General features: G+C 41.7%; 22 protein-coding genes and 5 tRNA genes. 1 reads left to right on the top strand and 26 read right to left on the bottom strand.

The window, feature by feature from the left end:
- Positions 1-24: 24 nt before the first annotated feature.
- The 20 genes from scfB to V6C27_12570 all read right to left on the bottom strand — a co-directional run bounded on the left by scfB (position 25) and on the right by V6C27_12570 (position 13683).
- Entirely contained in the window at positions 25-1368 is a 1344-nt protein-coding gene (gene scfB / locus V6C27_12665) for a thioether cross-link-forming SCIFF peptide maturase (GenBank protein MEG6617257.1), read from the bottom strand.
- A gap of 124 nt (positions 1369-1492) precedes the next feature.
- Entirely contained in the window at positions 1493-1642 is a 150-nt protein-coding gene (gene scfA, locus V6C27_12660; GenBank protein ID MEG6617256.1) for a six-cysteine ranthipeptide SCIFF, read from the bottom strand.
- Between the two features lie 84 nt (positions 1643-1726).
- Entirely contained in the window at positions 1727-1945 is a 219-nt protein-coding gene (locus V6C27_12655; GenBank protein ID MEG6617255.1) for a hypothetical protein, read from the bottom strand.
- A gap of 56 nt (positions 1946-2001) precedes the next feature.
- Positions 2002-2076: transfer RNA gene (locus V6C27_12650), tRNA-Gly, on the bottom strand.
- An 87-nt stretch (positions 2077-2163) separates the two neighbouring features.
- Positions 2164-2239 (bottom strand) — tRNA-Glu (locus V6C27_12645).
- Positions 2240-2249: 10 nt separating this feature from the next.
- Positions 2250-2325: transfer RNA gene (locus V6C27_12640), tRNA-Lys, on the bottom strand.
- A gap of 17 nt (positions 2326-2342) precedes the next feature.
- Positions 2343-2418: transfer RNA gene (locus tag V6C27_12635), tRNA-Glu, on the bottom strand.
- An 11-nt stretch (positions 2419-2429) separates the two neighbouring features.
- Positions 2430-2505: transfer RNA gene (locus V6C27_12630), tRNA-Lys, on the bottom strand.
- Positions 2506-2819: 314 nt separating this feature from the next.
- Positions 2820-4106, bottom strand: coding sequence for an adenylosuccinate synthase (locus V6C27_12625; protein MEG6617254.1), 1287 nt, complete (start codon positions 4104-4106; stop codon positions 2820-2822).
- Positions 4107-4277: 171 nt separating this feature from the next.
- Positions 4278-5609 (bottom strand): replicative DNA helicase, encoded by a 1332-nt coding sequence (gene dnaB, locus V6C27_12620; protein ID MEG6617253.1) that lies wholly within the window; start codon positions 5607-5609, stop codon positions 4278-4280.
- Positions 5610-5744: 135 nt separating this feature from the next.
- The gene (gene lonC / locus V6C27_12615) at positions 5745-7688 is read right to left on the bottom strand and encodes a Lon family ATP-dependent protease (GenBank protein MEG6617252.1); all 1944 of its coding nucleotides are present in this window, start codon (positions 7686-7688) and stop codon (positions 5745-5747) included.
- Between the two features lie 79 nt (positions 7689-7767).
- Positions 7768-8214 carry a 50S ribosomal protein L9 gene (rplI, locus tag V6C27_12610; protein ID MEG6617251.1) on the bottom strand — a complete coding sequence of 149 codons (447 nt, stop codon included), beginning with the start codon at positions 8212-8214 and terminating at the stop codon, positions 7768-7770.
- Positions 8215-8217: 3 nt separating this feature from the next.
- On the bottom strand, positions 8218-9186 hold the full coding sequence (locus V6C27_12605) for a YybS family protein (GenBank protein MEG6617250.1): 969 nt from the start codon (positions 9184-9186) through the stop codon (positions 8218-8220).
- Positions 9187-9510, bottom strand: a complete 324-nt coding sequence (locus V6C27_12600) for a MazG-like family protein (protein ID MEG6617249.1) — start codon at positions 9508-9510, stop codon at positions 9187-9189.
- Positions 9511-9689: 179 nt separating this feature from the next.
- Positions 9690-9917, bottom strand: coding sequence for a 30S ribosomal protein S18 (gene rpsR, locus V6C27_12595; GenBank protein MEG6617248.1), 228 nt, complete (start codon positions 9915-9917; stop codon positions 9690-9692).
- A gap of 112 nt (positions 9918-10029) precedes the next feature.
- Positions 10030-10452: a single-stranded DNA-binding protein gene (gene ssb, locus V6C27_12590; protein MEG6617247.1), complete on the bottom strand. Its 423-nt coding sequence runs from the start codon at positions 10450-10452 to the stop codon at positions 10030-10032.
- Between the two features lie 24 nt (positions 10453-10476).
- Positions 10477-10761 carry a 30S ribosomal protein S6 gene (rpsF, locus tag V6C27_12585; protein ID MEG6617246.1) on the bottom strand — a complete coding sequence of 95 codons (285 nt, stop codon included), beginning with the start codon at positions 10759-10761 and terminating at the stop codon, positions 10477-10479.
- Between the two features lie 130 nt (positions 10762-10891).
- Positions 10892-11071 carry a DUF951 domain-containing protein gene (locus V6C27_12580; protein ID MEG6617245.1) on the bottom strand — a complete coding sequence of 60 codons (180 nt, stop codon included), beginning with the start codon at positions 11069-11071 and terminating at the stop codon, positions 10892-10894.
- Positions 11072-11092: 21 nt separating this feature from the next.
- Positions 11093-12499, bottom strand: coding sequence for an aminopeptidase (locus V6C27_12575; protein ID MEG6617244.1), 1407 nt, complete (start codon positions 12497-12499; stop codon positions 11093-11095).
- Positions 12500-12654: 155 nt separating this feature from the next.
- Positions 12655-13683, bottom strand: coding sequence for a hypothetical protein (locus V6C27_12570; protein MEG6617243.1), 1029 nt, complete (start codon positions 13681-13683; stop codon positions 12655-12657).
- Positions 13684-13841: 158 nt separating this feature from the next.
- Here V6C27_12570 and yyaC point away from each other — a divergent pair, with 158 nt between their 5' ends.
- Positions 13842-14441 (top strand): spore protease YyaC, encoded by a 600-nt coding sequence (yyaC, locus tag V6C27_12565; GenBank protein MEG6617242.1) that lies wholly within the window; start codon positions 13842-13844, stop codon positions 14439-14441.
- Positions 14442-14464: 23 nt separating this feature from the next.
- On the opposite strand, the gene V6C27_12560 is transcribed toward yyaC, so the two are convergent.
- The 6 genes from V6C27_12560 to mnmG all read right to left on the bottom strand — a co-directional run bounded on the left by V6C27_12560 (position 14465) and on the right by mnmG (position 20470).
- Positions 14465-14947, bottom strand: a complete 483-nt coding sequence (locus V6C27_12560; protein MEG6617241.1) for a DUF4446 family protein — start codon at positions 14945-14947, stop codon at positions 14465-14467.
- Positions 14948-14988: 41 nt separating this feature from the next.
- On the bottom strand, positions 14989-15678 hold the full coding sequence (locus tag V6C27_12555; protein MEG6617240.1) for a DUF554 domain-containing protein: 690 nt from the start codon (positions 15676-15678) through the stop codon (positions 14989-14991).
- A gap of 117 nt (positions 15679-15795) precedes the next feature.
- On the bottom strand, positions 15796-16656 hold the full coding sequence (locus tag V6C27_12550; GenBank protein ID MEG6617239.1) for a ParB/RepB/Spo0J family partition protein: 861 nt from the start codon (positions 16654-16656) through the stop codon (positions 15796-15798).
- Positions 16649-17410 carry an AAA family ATPase gene (locus tag V6C27_12545; GenBank protein MEG6617238.1) on the bottom strand — a complete coding sequence of 254 codons (762 nt, stop codon included), beginning with the start codon at positions 17408-17410 and terminating at the stop codon, positions 16649-16651. The genes V6C27_12550 and V6C27_12545 overlap by 8 nt, the downstream gene beginning before the upstream one ends.
- A gap of 432 nt (positions 17411-17842) precedes the next feature.
- On the bottom strand, positions 17843-18565 hold the full coding sequence (gene rsmG / locus V6C27_12540; protein MEG6617237.1) for a 16S rRNA (guanine(527)-N(7))-methyltransferase RsmG: 723 nt from the start codon (positions 18563-18565) through the stop codon (positions 17843-17845).
- A gap of 18 nt (positions 18566-18583) precedes the next feature.
- The gene (gene mnmG / locus V6C27_12535; GenBank protein MEG6617236.1) at positions 18584-20470 is read right to left on the bottom strand and encodes a tRNA uridine-5-carboxymethylaminomethyl(34) synthesis enzyme MnmG; all 1887 of its coding nucleotides are present in this window, start codon (positions 20468-20470) and stop codon (positions 18584-18586) included.
- Positions 20471-20480 lie beyond the last annotated feature (10 nt).

The following is a 20480-nucleotide window of genomic DNA, read 5'->3' as shown; positions in this document are numbered from 1 at the left end:
TTGATGTTTATTGGCCATTGACGTCTAATCAGCCAGTTTAGCCTTTAAATAAAGGGCACATTCAAGCCTAATTTTGGCTAAATCACAGCCCAGTTGATAGGGTTTGTGCAGATCGTGATTAAAGGATTGGGCGTTGGCATGGCAACCCCCGCTGCAGTGATACTTGGCCCAGCATTCACTGCAACTCTGTTTATTATAGATATGGGCATTTCTAAACATTTTGCTGATTTCTTTATTTAATTGCTTATCGGTAACATGACCGATTTTATATTCTGGACGGCCAACAAATTGGTGGCAGGGATAAAGGTACCCATCTGGGGTTACCGCCATATATTCGTGACCGGCACCGCAACCGGATAATCTTTTGGCCAAACAGGGGCCGCCATCGAGATCGATATTAAAGTGAAAGAAATTGACCGGTTTGTTTTGCTGTTTCATACTTAAAATATGCCTGGTTAGGTTGGCATATTCTTCCTTAATTATCGGCAAATCCTCGGGGCGAAAGGCATAGTCATCCTCAGGGCTGGCCACCACCGGCTCCACTGAAATATCCACAAAACCTTGCTCAATCATGTGCAACACATCTTGGCTAAAGTCTAGGTTGTGTCGGGTAAAGGTTCCCCGCACATAATAACCGCCGGGAGGGTTCTTTTCCACCATGGCTTTGATATTTTTTAATACCCTTTGGTATGATCCATTATTGCCAGCCGTTGGTCGCATTTTATCATGTACGCAGTCTCGACCATCAAGGCTAAGCACCACGCTGATGTGGTTGTCCACCAGGTACTGCTGCACCGTTTCGTCCAACAGCACTGCATTGGTGGTCAGGGTAAACTTAACCTCTTTGCCCAATTCTTTGGCTTTGTTGCGGCCGTATTCCACCAATTGTTTAACCACCCCAAAGTTCATCAGGGGTTCGCCGCCAAAGAAGTCCACCTCCACATGTTTGCGGCCAACACTTTGCTGGAATAGAAAGTCCAGGGCCGCAATTCCAGTTTCCACACTCATTAAACTGCGGTCGCCACCAAAGGGACCTTGGCCGGCAAAGCAATAGCGACAGCGCAAATTACAATCGTGGGCAATGTGCAGGCACAGCGCTTTCACCACCCCTTCTTGAGGGTGATAGCTACCTCCCAAAGGATCGGGGCTAAATAACAACCCCTGGGCCTTTAATTGCTCTATTTCCGCCAATACCTCCGCCACCTCTGCCGGATGATATTTATCACTATATTTTGCTAACAAGGTTTCCTTTGGGGTTACCTCGAAGTCATTTAATAAATCCCAGGTCAAGTCATCCACCTGATGCAGCGCACCGCTATGAACATCCAGCACCAGTTTAGTTCCATCAAACTCAAATTTATGTAGCACTAAAAAACCTCCTCAAACGTTATATCTAACCAATTTATATCAACCACGAGGGAAAACAGTCTATACACAAAAAATTTAACCCAATCCCGTAAGGGATCGGGTTAGTTCTGTCACTGGTATGTAACTAGTTAGCCTCTTTAGCACAAACCTGATTGCCCACAGTGCATGAGGTTTTACACGCAGATTGACAGGAAGTTTGGCACTCACCGCAACCACCAGCTTTAACAGTTGAAGCCAATGACTTAGCATTTAGTGTTTTAATGTGTTTACTCAAATTGTTCAACCCCTTTCCGCATTTTATTATAAGTCAATTATAGAAGACGATGCAATAATAAACTGTTTATTCATAATATGTATGTTATGATTTTTTCTTTATGCCACCGACATTATCTAAAACCGGCTCTATTCTAACCACTGACGACAGTGGGAATATACATTCCCGCTGGTTGTAGACAATTTTAATCAACATCATTTTCTCATCAATCTCTGTAATATAGCCGTAAATATATTTTGCTGAAGGCCCATCGGTATAATGCAATGCCACCTCTTGTTTAGAGGCAATTAGTTTATTTAACAAGTTAATCAATCCTCCTCTATGAAAAAAGGTTATCATCATGATGATGATAACCTCACTGGAGCGGATGACGAGGATCGAACTCGCAACCCTCAGCTTGGGAAGCTGATGCTCTACCATTGAGCTACATCCGCATATACCTTTATTATAGTAAATTTATATCATTTTGCAACTTTTTATTGAGAATAATTAAAAGGACACTTTGTTGTGTCCTTTAATAATGGTGACCCCTACGGGATTCGAACCCGTGTTACCGCCGTGAAAGGGCGGTGTCTTAGGCCGCTTGACCAAGGGGCCAGTATTAAAATGGTGAGCCATACTGGACTCGAACCAGTGACACCCTGATTAAAAGTCAGGTGCTCTACCAACTGAGCTAATGGCTCTAATAAAGGTATTAAAATGGTGACCCCTACGGGATTCGAACCCGTGTTACCGCCGTGAAAGGGCGGTGTCTTAGGCCGCTTGACCAAGGGGCCAATTATTAAAATGGTGAGCCATACTGGACTCGAACCAGTGACACCCTGATTAAAAGTCAGGTGCTCTACCAACTGAGCTAATGGCTCTCAACACTACCTACCCGGTGCGCCAACAAAAGTTATGATACCATAACTGATTATAATAATCAACATATTTTTTGTATTTTTTATTTGCCAATTTTATATGATAGGGGGTTAATTAGTAAGTTAGATGGTGGTGTCGTTAAGCTAAATTTTGTTCCAAAAAGCAATGGCAAAAGACACCTGGGTTTTGTTGGATACTTTTGGCTACATTTGGTTGCTTCGGGAGGTCGCGTGGAAACAGACCTTAACCGAATAAATGTTTAATATTAACAAAAAGGTGCTGTTGCAAAACTTTGCAACAGCACCTTTAGAACCTACTAAAAAACATTTTTTGTAACAATGGTTTGTGACCGCTTCGGTCCCACGCTGACCAACGCAATGGGTACCTTTACCAACTGGCTTAAGCGGTTTAGGTAATTTTGGGCATTTTGGGGTAACTCCTCAATGCTTTGGGCCTGGGTTATATCCTCTTGCCAACCGGGCATGGTTTCATAAACCGGTTCACATTTAGCCAATTCCTTTAAACTGGCGGGGAAGGTTTTGATTAGCTCACCGTTTAATTGATAACCGGTGCAAATTTTAATTTCCGGCAGTCCGGTCAGCACGTCCAACTTAGTGATGGCTAAATAGCTGAGGCCATTAATACGGGCTGAGAAGCGCAGTATCACAGCATCAAACCAACCACAACGGCGAGGGCGCCCGGTGGTGGTGCCAAACTCTGCCCCCTGCTGACGTATTTTTTCACCTAACTGGTCGTGCAACTCAGTGGGGAAAGGTCCTTCTCCCACTCTAGTGGTATAGGCTTTGGCTACGCCAATGACCTTATTGATACTGGTGGGCCCTACCCCGGCACCCAAACAGGCCCCGGCTGCTATTGGATGGGAGGAAGTGACAAAGGGGTAAGTGCCAAAATCTAAATCCAACAATGTACCCTGGGCGCCTTCAAATAAAACATTTTTGCCGTCCTCAATGGCATCGTTAATTACTTCGTGGCCATCGGCAGCGTGTTTTTTAATTAACTCTGCAAACTCTTTATAATCCTGATAAATTTGCTCATAGTTCACGGTGGGGGATTGGTAGTAGTTAGCAAAAAGTTTATTTTTAGCCGCTACATTATCCTTTAGTACCTCAGCAAATTGTTCATCATCAATCAGATCAGCTATCCGTATTCCCACCCGGTTAGCTTTGTCGGCATAGGCTGGCCCAATGCCCCGCTTGGTGGTACCGATCTTTTTGCCTTCGGCTTTGCTATTTTCTTCTGCTTCATCAAGCAGCCGGTGATATGGCATGATGACGTGAGCCCTTTTGTCTATTAAAAGCTTAGCAATTTTGACGTCGCGATCTATTAGTGACTGTAACTCAGCCTTTAGTACTGCTGGGTCAATGACCACACCGTTACCAATGATACAGAGCTTATCAGAATATAGTATTCCCGAAGGAATTAAGTGTAGTTTAAATTCCTTATCATCCACCACCACAGTGTGTCCGGCATTATTTCCGCCCTGAAAGCGCACCACCAAGTCAGCCTTTTCAGCCAAAAAGTCTGTTACTTTACCCTTGCCTTCATCTCCCCATTGGGAGCCGATGAGAACTACGGTAGACAAATACCTCAACCTCCTAAATTACACCTATGTTTTGGTGCATAAATAGTGTAACCCAATAAAACAAAAATAACTCAAATGCATTATTTGTTGCTATTTGAGTTATAGTTTGTGCATTAATTTACAAGTCAACTAACAAACAATATTTTAGCATCGTTGGTATTATTAGTAAAGTCAATTATCGATATTATCTCTGCTGAGGTCCACAAACTTGGTAAATTCCTTTAAAAATGCCAGCTTAACTGTGCCAACCGGGCCGTTACGTTGCTTGGCAATAATTAACTCCGCCACGTTTTGATCCTCTGATTCGGGATTATAATAATCATCTCGATAGATAAACATAACAATATCGGCATCCTGCTCGATACTACCACTTTCCCTTAGGTCTGACATTATCGGTCTTTTATCTTGCCGTTGCTCCACCGCCCGGCTGAGCTGGGAAAGGGCAATCACCGTGACGTTAAGCTCTTTGGCCAACCCCTTTAAAGAACGGGATATTTCGGCAATTTCCTGCTGTCTGCTTTCGGTACGCCTACTGCCCTGCATTAACTGCAGGTAGTCAATCAGTACCAAACCCAGGCCTTTTTCGGCTTGCAATCGACGGCATTTAGCCTTTAACTCATTAATGGAGATGGCCGCGGTGTCATCGATATATATTGGAGCGTTGGCCAAAAAACCAGCCGCCACATTTAGCATTTCCCAATCCTTAGCATCTAACATGCCGGTTCGTACCTTTTGTTGATCCACCATGGCCTCAGCACAGAGCATCCTTTGTACCAATTGATCCTTAGACATTTCTAAGCTAAAGATGGCGGTGGGGGTTTTCCCTTTGGTGGCGGCACTTAGGGCGTAGTTTAAAGCCATTGCCGTTTTACCCATACTGGGTCTGGCGGCCAGAATGATTAAGTCACTTTTTTGAAAACCGGTGGTGACCTTATCTAAATCTATAAAACCGGTGGGAATACCAGTTAGCTGCCCTTTGTTATTTTGTATCTTTTCAATTTGTTCAATGGTTTGCAACAGAATGTCGCTGACAGCATCGAATCCAGAAGAGGAACGGCGGTTAGTTAACTCCGCCAGTGATTGCTCCACCTGATCCAACAATTCTTGGACATCTTTACTGCCTTCGTAACCCATGGTGGTTACTCTGTTGGAAAGTTGAATCAACGTTCTTAACAGGGATTTTTCTTCCACTATGTTGGCATAGTGTTCGACGTTGGCGGCGGTGGGCACTAAACTAGCCAATGTGGCCACATAGGAAACCCCGCCGGCTTGCTCCAGCGCCCCCTTTTGCCTCAGTTCTTCAGAAACGGTAATCATATCCACCGGCTCATTTTTGTCATTTAAGCTTAAAATGGCCTCATAGATAACTTTATGGCTGTCGCGGTAGAAATCCTCCGGCTTGAGAATTTCCATCACTTTATAGATTGCTTCTTTATTTAGAAGCATCGCTCCCAGAACTGATTGTTCCGCATCAATGTTTTGAGGTGGTATTTTGTTGATCATTTACCTGGCCTCCACTACCTGTTGTATTAGTGCACTAACATTTCTGATACTATCATGATAAATTTTTATACTTTCTGACAGTGCAAGAAAAATAACTGGCTTTTCGCCAGTTAATATTGTACTGTGGCAACTTCACTAACTAACCAATGAATTGTTATTTTGCTTGAAAAGCTGATCAATGATTTCTTCGATATTGTTAACCGGCACAATGGTTATGCCCTTCAAGTCAACTGGTACATCCTTTTGGTTTTCTGCTGGAATAAACACCTTTTTAATACCCGCTTGCCGGGCGCCATATATCTTTTCGTAAATGCCACCCACCGGCCGCACTTTGCCTTGAATAGAAATTTCACCGGTGACTGCTATGTCTTGGGGAATGCCGTTGTTGTCGATGGCACTCAATATAGCCAAAGTAATGGCTGCCCCAGCAGATGGTCCATCTATCCGGGCACCACCCACCACATTAATGTGGATGTCGTAGCTGGCAATGTCTTGACCGGTTATTTTTCTAATCACCGACGCGGCATTAAATACAGAATCCTTGGTCATGCTGCCTGCGGTGTCATTAAACCTAATGCTACCGTTATCTTTATTGCGGGCCGGGAAGGCTATGGCTTCTATTTCTAAAACTGAACCCAAAAAACCTGCCACGCCCAAACCAAAAATTTTACCCACTTCCCATTGGTTGCTGGCCCTTTGGGTTACCAGCGGTGACAAACGGCTGGTTTGTACCACTTCGTAAATATCTGGTAAGGTTATGGTTACTGCCGCTTTTGATTGGTTGTTTTCTTTTAGGCGGTAGCATGCCAACGCATAGGCATCGCACAATATATTGGTTGCCTTACGGCCTTCAATGGTATACTGGCTAATTAACTCAGCCACTTGGCCCTCTATCTTAACCCCCAACTTTTGGGCTGCCTGCTCCACAATCTGGCCAATATCCGTTGGGGTTAACGGTTCAAAATAAACCTCGGCACAACGGGAGCGCAGCGCTGGGTTAATGTATTCCGGTTCTAGGGTGGTGGCACCAATGAGAATAAAGTCTGCCGGTGCCCCCTCTTCAAATAGCTTTTTAATATATAGCGGTACATTGTCATCGTCAGGATCGTAATAGGATGATTCAAATTGTACCCGCTTATCTTCTAAAACCTTTAACAGTTTGTTTTGTAATATTGGATCAAGCTCACCAATTTCATCAATAAACAACACACCGCCACTGGCTTCGGTAACCAACCCCGGTTTCGGTTCCGGAATGGCAGTTTCGGCCAAGTCGTGCTTAGCCCCCTGATAGATGGGATCGTGTACTGAACCCAGTAGGGGATTGACTATTTCTCTAGGGTCCCAGCGCAAAGTGGTGCCGTCAACTTCTACAAATTTACCGTCTTTGCTAAAGGGACTGCCCTTAATCTGCTTGGCCATTTCTAAAGCCAACCTGGCAGCGGAAGTCTTGCCCACCCCGGGGGGGCCATAAATTAATATATGTTGGGGAAAGGGGGAGGCCAGCTTGTAAATCAGCGCCCTTACTCCCCTTTGTTGCCCCACAATTTCTGTTAAGTTTTTTGGTCTTAGCTCTTCAAAGGCGTTGGTTGCTAATTTGTTGTGCTCTAACTTTTCTAAAATCGCTAACTTTTTTAGCGTTTGGGCATTCTCCGGCCCGGCGTTTTCTTTCAGTACCTGTCTTTTTACTTCCTGTACATACTCTTCATGGCGCTGTATTATTCTTTCATTAACTTTCTTGTCAATGTCATCCTCCACCGTACGGCGGGCAATGATCTCCGCAATTTCATCTTCAATTTGGTTTAATATCTCTGGCATTCGTTCTCTATCCGGTGTTTCTAAGGTTGGATCTTTAAAAACGATCCTTTGCAGGGCTTGAACTTTTTCTGCCAACACATCAGAACGCAGCAATTTTAATGCTTTCACTTTGCCAGCTTCTAATACTAGGTTTTCAGAACCATAGATGTTAGCCAACAGTTTTGAGATAACATTAACTTGCTTCTGCAATAATTCATCTTCAGAGAATTTATCAGCTGTTTTGAGAGTATTAGTACCTATGAACTTTTCCAAAAGTTGCTTCACAGGTGATGCTCCTTTCAAGCACCTAAAAAGGTCGTCCGTGATGTCATTTTACGGTGCTATAGATCTTTTCTGTCCAATCCTAAGCTTCGGAAACCACTAGCTTTAAATCAGTTTGCACTTTGGGATGTAACTTTAGGGTTACGGTGTACTGGCCCAAGTTTTTAATGGGGGCCTTTAAATTAATCTTTTTCTTATCAATTTTAATTTTATACTCTTTATTCAGGGTATCGGCGATATCTTTATTGCTGATGGCGCCAAATAGCTTACCACCCTCGCCAACTTTAACCTGAATGTTAACAGTTATCTTCTCTAATTTAGACGCTAAATCCCTAGCTTCTTGTTCCTGTTGTTGTTTCTTTCTATTTTCTGCCTTCTTTAGCTCAGCCAATTCATTAAGCTTACCTTGGGAAGCCTCCGACGCCAAATTGCGAGGTATTAGATAATTTCGGCCGTAACCCTCAGCCACCTCTAAGACATCACCTTTTTTACCTAATTTAGCCACATCTTTCAATAGAATAACTTTCATATTTTATACCTCCTTATGCTGCTGATTAAGTTTCCGTATATCTAAAAGGGGATCCAATACCCCCATCACAACCACTAGGTAAGGGGTTAGTGGCAGCAAAATTGCTAGAAATATCAATAGCCACTTTAGCCCTTTACTAATGGGTGCCCTTTTGTAATAAAAGGCCAATACAGATATACCTAGCAGTAAAAAAGCAAAGCTAAACACATATAATATGTTTTTACCCAGCGTCGCCACGGTGGTATAGTCGTAACGATCACCGATAATCATCATGGCCAACCCTATTATTATACCCCATACGGTATACCAGGGGTAGGTCCAATGGCTAAAGGGTGGCAGTGGCAAAACATCGTGATTTAGTCTAACCAACACGGTCCGGGAAATAATGTAACTTATTAGGGTGGAAAACATCGCGCCGATAATTAAAATACTTGGCAAAAGCAATAGCATGGTATCAATAAAATCCTCCATAATTTGGCGCATTTCCTCGGCCTCGCTATCGGATAAATTATTGATATCTTGATAGAGGTCCATGCTATGATTTATTTCCCCCTTTAATTGTGATTCCAATTCACCTGTACTGATACCGGTGAGCATAATAACTAAACCAATGGAAACAAAGGTTAAAACCGCAGCTAATACTGTACCGGCAAAAATACTTTTACCTGCGCTGACCCGATTTTTAAATAACAAACCAAACAGCACGCCCAGCGGGGAAAATTGCATAAAGAAAATGGTGATGGAAATTGGATCGGGATAGAGCATTAGTAGCAGAAAATAGGCGGTGATGAGGGATAAAAAGCCCTTTTTTAGACCTTGCCGGTAGATCATCAGAATTATCGGCACTGGAAACAGTATACTGCTAATAAAAAACAACCACGGGATAAAGAACCCCATGGCAACTAGCACCACTGTTAGGGCTGCAAGTAATGCTCCTTCCACAAGGCCTCTGGTTTGATATGTATCTACCATTTAGTCACCTCTTTTTTCAGCCTGATACTGAAGTAGATCGGTCAAATCCCCGTACCATCGTTCCACTTGGTGGTCATCTTCAATACTCTGCCTCAGTTTAGAATTAATTTTTATATCCAATCTTGAGAAACTAATACCCAAACGCCGCCCCAACACATATGTGGTGATAATTAAACTGGCCAAAGCATCCAGTATCCGTTCCTCGCTACCTTTAACCATGGCTTTAAACAACGCAGACAGCGAAGCTAATAAATCCGCCTTTAACCAATCGATAATTTTAATATTTTGTGCTATCCGGCTATCTTGATTGGGTGATGGAAACATTTTTGCACCCTCCTCAAGTTATATAGTTAACGATAGATAAAATATTCTAGTTATATTATGCTTTTCCTGCCCTATTCTAATGTTATTTGTTACCCAAGTTGTAATGTTTGTACTAAAAAACATTATTTTATAACAAGAAAAGAGAGCCTAGGCTCTCTTTCTCATTATCCATTGTTAAATTAATCGATGGTGTATGGCAACAATGCCACGTTGCGGGCCCGTTTAATTGCCAATGTAACTGCCCTTTGGTGTTTAGCACAGTTACCGGAAATACGGCGGGGTAAAATCTTACCACGCTCGGTAATGTATTTTTTTAATCTATGAATATCTTTATAATCAACAACGTCTACTTTATCCACGCAGAAACTGCAGACGCGCTTTCTACCTCTACGACGATCTCTAGCCATGTTATCGCCTCCTTTTTTTCACTGTCATCTGATTTAAATAATCAGGGATGACAGTATCAGTGCATGTTAGCTTCAGCCTGCGACTTAGGGCTGGGCACAAGCTAAGATTTCTTTAAAACGGAACATCATCATCTGAGAAACTGATTTCGCTGGCAAAGCCGCCGGAACTGCCAAAACTGTCTTGTGATGCAGACGGATTGTTGCTACCACCGCTTTTACCGCGATCTAAAAACCGTACATTTTGGGCCACAACCTCGGCAGCTTTACGCCTAATGCCCTGGCTGTCATCATATGAACGAATTTGTAAATGCCCTTCCACCGCTACCATGTAACCTTTTCCAAGATGATTAGCACAATTCTCAGCTTGTTTTCGCCAAGTTACTATATCTATAAAATCAGTTTCCCTTTCACCTTGACTGTTGGAAAATGGTCTGTCCACCGCCAAGGTGAATCTGGTTACAGCCACGCCACTGGTGGTGTAACGGGGTTCGGGGTCTCTTGTCAGTCTACCAATCAAAATAATCTTATTTAACATGGAACCACCCCGTTTTTTATACTATTATTCTTTTACAATAACCATATGACGCAATACTTCGTCGGTAATTTTCAATACACGCTCAACTTCATGAGAAACCGCTGGTTCAGACTTGAAGTCAACAAGCACATAAAAACCTTCAGTGCGCTTTTTAATTGGATAAGCTAAACGGCGTTTACCCCATTTGTCAACTTTAACTACTTCCCCACCATTTTTTTCAATGAGGTCGGTAAACTTATTAATTACCGCTTCAGTAGCTTCCTCTTCTAAGTCTGTGCGTAAAATGTACATTAATTCGTAGTTACGCAAACCTCTTCACCTCCTCCCTTGGACTTTGGCCCCATCTCTAACGGACGGAGCGGGGGATCGATTTTGGTAAAATCAAAATCAACTGTGATAGTATACCATACATTTTAGCAAATTTGCAAGCTTATGCATTTTATCGGATAATTTTTTTAACGCTTTTTAAAAATTTTTCTCTGGAAATCATTAGTAGGCGTCCACAGGTGGTGCATTTGATGCGAAAATCAACACCGGTGCGCATGATTTCCCACTGATCGCCACCGCAAGGGTGTCCCTTTTTCATTTGCACTATATCTCCCACTTGATACTTAATCACTTTAGATAACCCCTTATTATATTATTGCTCTAAGAACACTTTATAGGCCTGATAGGTTGCGTACACATCCGCTTTACTTGACACCTCAAAGGGTGAATGCATGCCTAATAGCGCCACCCCACAGTCCAATACATCCATGCCGTAGGCAGCCATTAAGTAAGCAATGGTACCACCGCCTCCTTGGTCAACCTTGCCCAATTCCCCCACTTGATAGGGTATGTTGTGACCTTTAAACAAATTGCGAATGTAACCCATAAACTCTGCATGGGCGTCATTGGCTCCACTTTTGCCACGGGAGCCGGTATACTTGGTCATCACCACCCCATAACCACAGCGGGCAGCATTGTTTTTTTCCAGCACATCCGGATAGTTGGGATCAAATGCCGCCGTTACATCGGCAGACAGCGCTTTAGAATTGGCTAAACAACGCCGCAGAATTAATTCATTATAGCTGGGCATGGTTTTACTGATTAATTCGGCCATGAAGTTTTCAAAGGTTTTGGCGTCCATGCCGGTGTTGCCACTGGAGCCAATTTCTTCTTTATCCATAAATATAGTTACCGCTGTGTGCTGAGGCTGCTCGATATCCAATATTGCCCGCAGTGATGTATAGACACATACCCGGTCATCTTGACCATAGGCCCCCACCATACTTCGATCAATTCCGACATCTTTAGCTTTAAAGGCTGGCACCATTTCAAATTCAGCACTGATAAAGTCCTCTTCGACCATGCCAAATTTTTTATTTAAAGCGTCCAATACCGCCAACTTGACGGGATTTTTAGTGTCTGCATTGCCAATCAATGGAATGCCACCAATTAGTATATTTAAACCTTCACCCTTGATGGCTTCGGTCATCTTTTTCTCCATTTGATTTTTAGCCAAATGGGGCAGTAAATCGGTGATGGTAAACACCGGATCATTTTCATCTTCACCTACCACTATATTTACTGTCACTCCATCGGCACGACAGACAACTCCATGTAACGCCAGTGGTATTCCTAACCATTGATACTTTTTGATGCCGCCATAATAATGGGTTTTTAACAATGCCAATTGCTGTTCTTCATATAATGGATTTGGTTTTAAGTCTAACCGGGGCACATCACTGTGGGAACCAATGATATTACACCCCTGCTCTAACGGAGTGGTGCCCACCACCGCCAGCATTACTGCTTTATTGCGATAATTTAGCATTACCTTGCTGCCGGGTCCAATTTGATTAACTTGGTCGATGGGCACAAAGCCATGGGCTCTGGCAATGGATTCTATTTCTGAGGATGTTTCTCTTTCGGTCTTGGCTTTATTTAAAAAGTCTTTATACTCATCGTTGATATAGAATATTTGTGAATACATATTTTGATCATAGAGGTTCCAAGCGGTTTTGGGTTGGTAAGTAAGATTTTTAGCATGATTTTTTGTTTCCATTGATCTGCCCCCTGTATTTTAAATATACTTTTTATTATGACCGATTATATAAAAGACAATCATTGATAAAAACCCAGCAGGGTGTCAATCATCACCTTTCATAGTAATATTATCCATCGTTGATTAAAACCCTGCAAAAAACTACAAACTGCAGTTTACCTCCTGTTCATTAAAGGCATAATCACTAAGGACACCATTAATATTAAGCCTCCATAGCCGAACATTGGGTAGATTTTCTGTACCAATTGGGCAAAATCAAGTTTTGTTAGGGGTAAAACCATTATGCAAATGGCAATGCCGGAAATTTTATATAACTTTCCCCCCTGAGGGGCAACTCTGCTGGCAAAGCCGTGAGCATCGGCAATGGCTGTTGTAATCATTGCCAACCAAATAAGCAAAGCAAAAAATGTTTTTAATATTGGTGCCGCAACGCTGGCCATGTACAACATTGGCACCGGATAGTTTTTGATTTCTGGGTAAAACAACAACCCTGCCAATGTGACTAACCCAGTGACCAACCCCAACATTAACCCGCCCGCCAAGCCACCCACAATGCCAATTTTGGGTTCAATTATTTTGCCCACCGAAGATAGTACCGCCAACGGCACTATCATATTATAGGAAGCATATAATATGCTGGCCCATAGCCAATGGGAAGCCACCAACGTTTGGTTAACTTCCATTGCGGTATCAACTGTATTAACTGTGGGATTTAATATGGCAATAATGGCGATAATCACCACCGCCAATAATTTTATTGGCACCAAGATTAAGTTAGCATTTAAAACCCTGCCCACACCACCACAGATAACCCCAATGGTAATGGTCAACGCCAATAGTATGCCGACATTTATTGGTAATGCCATATACTGGTGCAATACCGCGCCACTGCCAGCCATCATAATACCTAAACCGCCCACCAGCATCACTAAGCTAATAACATCCATTATTTTAGCCACCGGCCCCATTAGATGGGGCAGCAATTCTTGATAACTGCCCGATTTATATTTGGTGGCCAGGTACATTATTGCCCCACCACAATAGCTAAATAAAATGGTTGTTATTAAAACCCCCAGCAATCCCTCATGCCGATAGTTGATAAAAAATTGTAGTATTTCTTGGCCGGAGGCAAAACCAGCGCCAATGATGGCCCCAACATATAAAGTTACCACCTTGATAAACATGCTTAAATTGGTGATTGCGTCTCCCCCCTTTACTGATTCTTATGCACAATCGGCGGCAATACTGACCTTTACGGCGGTAAAAATATATATTTAAATGAATATTTTATTGATCTATGGGGAATACATATATTAGGTAAGTAGTTGAGGAGGGTAATTAAATGGTGGACGCTAATCAGTTAAATCGATCAGATATATCCAAAATGCGCATAAGTATAGAGGATCCCCTGGCCATAGAAAAATTCAGTTGGGATTTAACATATAAGTTAATGAAATTAGGTGATGTAAATAACAGGCCGCTGATACTGGTCTGCATTGGCACCGATCGCTCCACCGGCGATTGTTTAGGACCATTGGTGGGTAGCAAATTAAGCGAAGCCAATCAAGATTTTTATCAGGTTTTTGGCACGTTGGATAAACCGGTGCATGCCAGCAATCTGCAAGATAAATTGACAGAAATTTATCAAAGTTATGACAACCCGCTGATTATTGCCATTGATGCCTGTTTAGGACAGTTGGAAAACGTGGGCACCGTGAGTATTGCTGCGGGGCAATTAAAGCCTGGGGCCGGGGTAAATAAAAACTTGCCCGGTGTAGGTGATCTACATATCACAGGGGTGGTAAACGTAGGTGGCTTTATGGAATATTTAGTGTTGCAAAACACCCGGCTAAATCTAGTAATGAGGTTAGCCGAGTTTATTAAAGATGGCCTATTGGCAACCATAGTTGAATATAAACAAACAAAAGCTCAGGGCATGTAACCTGAGCTTTTATAAGTTCTAATTTACTTATTATTTAATATTTCCTGTTCCTCCGGTGAAAGCAATTGTTCTGCCTGACCAGAGTTTATAATTTTTGCATAAAATCGACTTTCATCTCTGCCATATATACTGGTTAATATCACACCATCATTTTTTTGATCTAACAGCGCTACCGAAAAACTCAGGTTGCTGCCCATATGATCAAATGCGTTATAACGGACAATTTTTGGGGTGCTGATGCAATGTTGCGTTTTTTCCATTATCAGGCCTTGCTGTTTTTTAATTTCTAAAAGTTGTTGAGAATTTTGATCCACTTGATCGTTTACCGTTAAAATTATTTCTTCTAAATTTTTATTATCAATACCCTTTGTTAAACGTTGATAGTTTTTATTAAGTTTTTTTATTTTAGCCCAGGTTATTATTTGAATAATAATAGAAACCAACAATAAACCAGTTAGGGCTAAGATTACATATTCATTATATTGTTCTAACAGCAACTGATACAAGTTCAATTCTCCCTTCACTTAAAACCAACTATTTAGCTGTCCTATATAAGAAAAGTTTGTTTTAGCCACACAAACAGCACCGCAAAAACCACTGCCGGCAATAGGTTGCCTACATTTATTTTTTTAATGCCGAGAATATTGATCCCAATACCAACAATTAATAGGCCACCGGTGGCATTCATTTCTGCTATCATCATATCTGTAAGAAAGGTTTTAAAAAACTCTGCCAGCAGTGTAATGGACCCTTGGTAAAGAAATACTGGAATTGTCGAGAAGATCACACCAATGCCCATTGTGGAAGCAAAAATAATGGCCGTTATGCCATCAATGGCGGACTTGGCATAGAGGGTTTTCGGGTTACCGGTAAGGCCGTCTTCAATTGCCCCCATAATACCCATGGCGCCGATACAATAAATTAAACTGGTGCTAACAAAGGCTTTGGCCACCGCCCCACCGTTATTGCCCACCTTACTTTCTAACCACAGTCCCAATTTTTCCAGTTTGTTTTCTATGCCAATGTATTCACCCAGTAAACCACCGGCAGCCAAACTTAAAATAGGAATCAGTTCATTTTGGGTTTGCCATGCTGTTCTAAAACCAATCAGTATAATGGCTAATCCCAAACCTTGCATAACTGTATTTTGGGCGCCTTTAGATATACCCTTTCTAAAAATTAATCCAATTGAAACTCCGGTGGCTATGGCTGTTACGTTAACAATTGTCCCTAACATGCTAATTATACTCCTCAACTATATAATTGTTTCACGTGAAACAATTATATAAAACCACGCTATTTACTATTAAAAAAGTTTCACGGAAACAAATGTTTCACGTGAAACATTATATATCTATTGACTATTTAAAACAATATCCATAATTCTTGAAAGATCATCATCGTTGTAAAATTCTATTTCAATTTTACCTTTACCATTTTTGTTGCTTTTAATAATAACCTTGGTGCCCAGATGAGACTGAAACTGTTCAGTGATGGCTTTAATTTCCGGATCTGTATTGGCTTTAGGGGGAATCTTTTTAGCAGTATTTTTTTCTAGCATTTTATTAATTAATTTTTCAGTTTGTCTGACGGATAAATGCTGTTTTATGATCTCTTTAGCCACTTTAATTTGTTTATAGTTGTCTTTTAATGGTATTAGCGCCCTTACATGGCCGGTAGATAACACTCCTTCGCTCAAAAGTTTTAGTATGTCCTTTGGTAAAGTTAGTAATCTGAGCATATTGGCCACTAAAGATCTACTTTTACCAACCCTCTTAGCCAATTCTTCTTGGGTAATACCAAACTCATTGATTAAGCTTTGGTAAGCCAGGGCTTCTTCCAGGGGGTTAAGGTCTTCTCTCTGTAAATTTTCTATTAATGCCACTTCAGCTGCAATGTTATCACTGTATTCAGCCACAATGGCTGGTATATCTTCTAACCCAGCCTGTTGGCAAGCGCGCCATCTTCTTTCACCTGCCACCAACTGATACTTATTGTCTGCAATTTTTCGCACCACTATTGGTTGAATTACACCGTGAACTTTAATGGATTCCGTCAATTCGGTAAGTTTTTCTGAATCTATATCCTTCCGGGGTTGATTAGCATTAGGTACAATTTCAGTTACATTAATGTTCCTTAGGGCTTTTTTGTTTTCATCAGTAGTTTGTGGTATTAAAGCCTGTAGTCCTTTGCCTAAACCTCTTTTTTTATTCAATACCCATCACTTCCTTTGCTAAGTCACGGTAAACTTCAGCCCCCCTAGATTTTGCAGCATAAAGAACGGCTGGCATCCCGTGACTGGGTGCTTCACTTAAACGCACGTTTCTTGGCACTATTGATTTGTAAACTTTATTTTTAAAGTATTTTTTTACTTCCTCCACCACTTGTATGGATAGGTTTGTCCGGGCATCAAACATAGTCAATAAAACACCTTCTATTTCTAGTTTGGTATTTAAGTTTTGTTTAACCAGATTATAGGTGTTAAGCAGTTGTCCCAAACCTTCCAAGGCGTAGTACTCACACTGGATTGGAATTAACAGCGAATCGGCAGCAGTTAATGAGTTTAAAGTTAATAAGCCTAAAGACGGTGGACAGTCAATGATAATATAATCGTATATTTCTATTGCCGGTGCCAAAGCTGTTTTTAAGATGCGTTCTCGATTATTTCTAGTTACCAGTTCTATTTCGGCACCTGCTAATTGTACTGTTGCAGGAATGATATCTAACTTTTCTATCATAGCGGATTGTCTAATTTGTAATAATGGCAAACCTTCCACCAGTACATTATAAATGCAGTTTTCTAATTGATCCTTTTCAATACCTAGGCCACTGCTACTATTCCCTTGCGGATCCATATCCACCAAAAGAACCCTTTTGCCTTCCATAGCAATGCTACAGGACAAGTTAACGGCAGTCGTAGTTTTTCCAACACCACCCTTTTGATTGGCAATGGCAATTATTTTAGACAAAAAGACTACCCCCTATAGGAAAAGTACTTAAAAATTCATTGCAGATAGTTTAAAATTCCACATGCGAATTATTAGTTCCTGCTTTATGTAAATAAATGTTGGTTATTTCGCGGCTTTTAAAAGGATTTGTGCTAAGATTTGGTTTAATGTGGTGGAATGTATTATTTTAACTAGTTGGTTATACAACTGACAATTATGTTGTTCTTTTGTAATGTCGGTAGCTTTTGTTGTGGTTGAATACCCGTTTTGCTGTTTGTTTAGTGTTACGGTTAACCCGGTTGCTGCTGCACCGCTCACTTTTAGGATAGTTTTGCAGACTGAGCGCTAAGTCTTGGTCTGCGAAGAAATCGGAGCGAACGGTGCAAAATCACCAGCTTTATAATTATTCCGTCTTAAACTACATAAAAATAACTGGCGCACATAGCGCACCAGTTATTTGATCGGCTTTTTGGCAGGGGTCCCAGCCTTTCTGGGGTACTTAGCTGGGGTGGGATTAATCTTGCTAATTTTTATCAGTGTTCTTTCATCACCGGTAATGGGCAATTTAAACTCTTTAATTTGCGCAATCTGGCCACCTAAAATCTGCACCGCCCTACTGGCGGTGGCAATTTCTTCGGCCGCTTTAGGGCCCTTCATGGCTATGAAGGAGCCACCAAGTTTGACGAAGGGTAGGCAATATTCTGCTAGGGTGGCTAAGTTAGCCACCGCCCTAGATACCACCACGTCATAATGCTCTCGGTGGTTATCAACTTTACCAACTTCCTCAGCTCGACCGTGAACGGCCACTATATCGCTCAGTTCTAACTTTGTTGCCAAGTTATTTAAAAAGTCCACTCTTTTTTGTAATGAATCCAGCATGGTAACCGAAAGGGTGTGATTAAATATTTTTAAAACCATGCCGGGAAAACCAGCACCGCTGCCCACATCAATCACTTGGTCATTATCTTTAATATCCATTTGAAAACAGGTAAGGGAATCGGCAAAATGCTTTACCGCCACTTCGTCGGGGTCTATAATGTTTGTTAAATTAACATGATTATTTCTTTGAATTAGATAATGATAATAGATATCTAACTTCTGTATTTGGTCATCTGATAGTACATATCCCAGTTCATAAACACAGGTCTGCAGCGTCTGCACTAATTTTTCATTCATTTTGTTTCCTCCATGGTTTTAATCTACAGTTTTCAATCTACGCTGCTGTTCCAACCAAATCATCAACACAGATATGTCCGCTGGACTAACGCCAGATATCCGGGCCGCTTGTCCCACTGACTGGGGTTTAATGGCATTAAGCTTTTGCTTGGCCTCGTTTCTCAAGCCAGTGACATCATTATAATCAATATCTTCACTTAATAGCTTTTTTTCCATTTTCTTGAATCTTTCCACTTGGGATAACTGCTTCTTAATATAGCCTTCGTATTTAATTAAGGTTTCAATTTCCTCCTGAACATCCGCCGGTATTTCAGGGTTTTCTATCGGCAATTTATTAATCACTTCATAATTGATTTCTGGTCTTTTGAATATGCTCAGCAACGGGGTTTTTTGATCCAGTGGGGAAGTACCTGCTTCTATTAATACTTTGTTTACTTCTTCACTGGCCGGTACCGATATTTTTTTTAATCTTTCCATCTCCAAGGCAATTAATTCCTGTTTATGATTAAACCTGCTCCAACGCCGATCATCCACCAGACCAATTTTTCGTCCCATTTCTGTTAACCTTAAATCGGCGTTGTCCTGCCTTAATAATAGTCGGTATTCCGCCCTAGATGTCAGCAAGCGATAGGGTTCATTGGTACCTTTGGTTACTAAATCATCAATTAAAACACCAATATACGCATCAGATCTGCTTAACGTAAAGGGTGGTTGATTTTTTACATATAAAGCGGCGTTAATGCCAGCCATTAATCCTTGGGCTGCCGCTTCTTCGTAACCCGAAGTGCCATTAATTTGACCAGCAGTAAATAAACCGGCCACCTGCTTAGTTTCTAAACTTGCTTTTAGTTGTGTCGGCACAAGACAATCATATTCAATGGCATAGGCCGCACGCATAATTTGCACATTTTCTAAACCCGCAATGGTCCGCAGCATTTGATACTGCACATCCTCGGGTAAACTGGTGGACATACCTTGTACATACATTTCATTGGTATCTAAGCCTTCGGGCTCTATAAATACCTGATGCTGGGGTTTATCCGCAAAACGCACCACTTTATCTTCAATGGAAGGGCAGTATCTTGGTCCAATGCCTTCAATTATTCCCGCATAAAGGGGGGAACGATGTAAGTTGTTTCTAATTATTTCATGGGTTTGTTCGTTGGTATAGGTGAGCCAGCAGGATACCTGATGGCGGCAATCAATGTCAGACATAAAGGAAAAATTGTGAACCTTTTTGTCGCCCGGCTGTTCAACCATTTTAGAAAAATCTATCGTCCGGCGATCTATTCTAGCCGGAGTACCGGTTTTAAAACGCACCAATTCTAAACCCAAATCCTTTAGACTATCTGATAATGTAGTGGATGCAAATTGACCATTGGGTCCCCCCGCAAAATGAACATCACCAATAATAATTTTTCCCTTTAAATATGTACCAGAGGTTATGATGACGGTGGGAGCATGGTATTCTGCACCGGTATGGGTGGTAACACCCACCACTTGACCATTGTTAGTGAGCAGTTCCTCCACCAATAGTTGCTTTACCAACAAATTTTGTTGTTGTTCTAAAACCTGTTTCATATTACTCTGGTATCTCTTTTTATCACACTGGGCCCTTAGGGCATGCACCGCTGGGCCTTTGCCAGTGTTTAACATGCGAATTTGAATGGCGTTTCGATCGGTATTAAGGGCCATCTCGCCACCTAGGGCATCTATTTCATGAACTAAATGGGATTTAGCCGGTCCACCTATGGCGGGGTTACAGGGCATTAATGCAATGTTATCCATATTCAGGGTTAATACCAATGTGTTACAACCCATCCTGGCCGCTGCCAATGCCGCTTCACAACCAGCGTGGCCTGCACCCACCACTATGACATCAAAATTTCCTGCAAAATAACGCAATTACAGCACC

The sequence above is a fragment of the Peptococcaceae bacterium 1198_IL3148 genome, assembly GCA_036763105.1.
Classification (GTDB): domain Bacteria; phylum Bacillota; class Desulfotomaculia; order Desulfotomaculales; family Desulfohalotomaculaceae; genus JBAIYS01.
Note: the sequence above shows the minus strand (reverse complement) of the source record. Positions and strands in the feature narration are given on the sequence as shown.

Excerpts from the sequence above, each read along its gene's own strand:
- ssb (MEG6617247.1), bottom strand. The coding sequence starts at position 10,452 with ATGTTAAATAAGATTATTTTGATTGGTAGACTGACAAGAGACCCCGAA.
- V6C27_12575 (MEG6617244.1), bottom strand. The coding sequence starts at position 12,499 with ATGGAAACAAAAAATCATGCTAAAAATCTTACTTACCAACCCAAAACC.
- rplI (MEG6617251.1), bottom strand. The coding sequence starts at position 8,214 with ATGAAAGTTATTCTATTGAAAGATGTGGCTAAATTAGGTAAAAAAGGT.
- V6C27_12570 (MEG6617243.1), bottom strand. The coding sequence starts at position 13,683 with ATGTTTATCAAGGTGGTAACTTTATATGTTGGGGCCATCATTGGCGCT.
- V6C27_12555 (MEG6617240.1), bottom strand. The coding sequence starts at position 15,678 with ATGTTAGGGACAATTGTTAACGTAACAGCCATAGCCACCGGAGTTTCA.
- V6C27_12605 (MEG6617250.1), bottom strand. The coding sequence starts at position 9,186 with ATGGTAGATACATATCAAACCAGAGGCCTTGTGGAAGGAGCATTACTT.
- V6C27_12600 (MEG6617249.1), bottom strand. The coding sequence starts at position 9,510 with ATGTTTCCATCACCCAATCAAGATAGCCGGATAGCACAAAATATTAAA.
- dnaB (MEG6617253.1), bottom strand. The coding sequence starts at position 5,609 with ATGATCAACAAAATACCACCTCAAAACATTGATGCGGAACAATCAGTT.
- rpsR (MEG6617248.1), bottom strand. The coding sequence starts at position 9,917 with ATGGCTAGAGATCGTCGTAGAGGTAGAAAGCGCGTCTGCAGTTTCTGC.
- rsmG (MEG6617237.1), bottom strand. The coding sequence starts at position 18,565 with ATGAATGAAAAATTAGTGCAGACGCTGCAGACCTGTGTTTATGAACTG.
- yyaC (MEG6617242.1), top strand. The coding sequence starts at position 13,842 with ATGGTGGACGCTAATCAGTTAAATCGATCAGATATATCCAAAATGCGC.